1 protein-coding gene is annotated in these 1,664 nt (G+C 67.4%); it reads left to right on the forward strand.

The features are described 5' to 3' along the window. Nucleotides 1-123: 123 nt before the first annotated feature. On the forward strand, nucleotides 124-1,512 hold the full coding sequence (locus ABZV42_RS42185; RefSeq protein ID WP_356057558.1) for an IS1380 family transposase: 1,389 nt from the start codon (nucleotides 124-126) through the stop codon (nucleotides 1,510-1,512). The last annotated feature ends 152 nt before the right edge of the window (nucleotides 1,513-1,664 follow it).

Here is a 1,664-nt window from a genome sequence, read left to right on the forward strand (position 1 = left end):
AGCCTCGATCCACCGCGTAATGGCCGGGCTGTGGACAGGGAAATGAGAAGAGGTGCCCGCTGACCTGGGATAATGGGAGTTCTCTACGCTTCCATCAGGCCCAACCAGCAAGGCACCTCGTAAGTGAAATCTTCCCACAGCCCGACGGCGGTGTTCGCCGCGTTCGACGAACCGAATCTGATCGCGCATGCCGGGCTGGTCCCGGCGATCCGGCTGGCCGAGCGGTGTGACCTGCCGAGTCTGGTGGCCCAGAAGGTGAGGCTGACCGGCGCGAAGAACGGCGCGGGCACGGCTGCGGACGCGAAGGCCATGTCCGTCGTCGCCGGGATGGTGGCCGGCGCGGACAGTATCGATGACCTGGACGTGCTGCGGCACGGCGGTCTTGCCCGCCTGTTCGGTGGGATACGGGCCCCGTCCACGCTGGGCAGCTTCCTACGCGCCTTCACCTGGGGACATGTCCGCCAACTCCAGTCCGCGACACGGGTGTTCACCTGCAATCTGGCCGCGCACACCGGGCTGGTGCCGAAGACGGACGAGGTGGTCTTCGTGGACATCGACTCCAAGGTCAAGCAGGTCTACGGCCCGGCCAAGCAGGGTGCCTCGTTCGGCTATACGAAGGTCCGCGGCCTGCACTTCCAGATCGTCACCGTCAAGACGGGCACGTGCGCGCCGGTCATCGTCGCCACGAGGCTGCGCAAGGGCTCGGCAGGCTCCGGCAAAGGGGCGGCCAGTCTGCTGCGTGAAGCCCTGGCCACGGTGCGAGCGATGGGGATCACCGCGCAGATCATCGTGCGTGCGGACTCGGCATACTTCTCCCACAAGGTCGTCGACGCCTGCCGCACGGCCGGCGTCCGCTTCTCCCTGGCGGTCGCGGTCAGGAAGACGGTCCGCGAGGCCATCGTGAACATCGCCGAGGACGCCTGGACGCCGATCGAGTACACCGCCGCGGTCTGGGACGACGAGGATGAGTGCTGGGTCTCCGACGCCGAGGTCGCCGAAATCCCCTTCACCGCGTTCACCAGCAAAAGGAAGCAGTTCCACACCACGGCCCGGCTCATCGTGCGGCGCGTGAAACGCCTCAACCCCAAGAGCGTCCCCGAAGGCCAGGCCGAGCTGTTCGGCGTCTGGCGCCACCACGTCATCTTCACCGACAGCCGCTTCGAGCTTGGCCAGGCCGAGCCGATGCACCGCGAACACGCCGTGGTCGAGCAGGTCTTCGCCGACCTGGAAGACTCCGCGCTCGGCCACCTGCCCTCGGGGAAGTTCACCGCGAACGCCGCCTGGCTCACCCTCGCGGCAGCGGCCTACAACCTCACCCGCGCGGCCGGTCATCTCGCCTCCGCCTTCCACGCCAAGGCGCGGACCGGCACCATCCGCCGCCACCTCATCCACGTCCCGGCCCGGATCGCGACCAGGGCGCGGACGATCACCGTGCACCTACCTCAACACTGGCGCTGGGAAGCGGACTTCACCGATCTGTGGACCACCACAGGACAGCGTCTGCGCACCTGACCCAACTGCCCGACGCCCGCCCACGACCAGGAAGAACCTTCGGAGAACCCGCCACCGGGACGGCCACCCGGCAAGTCGTGCTGGCCAAACCCGGAAACATCACCGGACCCCCACCCGAAATCGAAGACCAGAATTCACGCGGTGGATCGAGG

Origin of the sequence: Streptomyces sp. NPDC005281, from assembly GCF_040607495.1 — a bacterium.
In the GTDB taxonomy this organism is placed as follows: Bacteria; Actinomycetota; Actinomycetes; order Streptomycetales; family Streptomycetaceae; genus Streptomyces.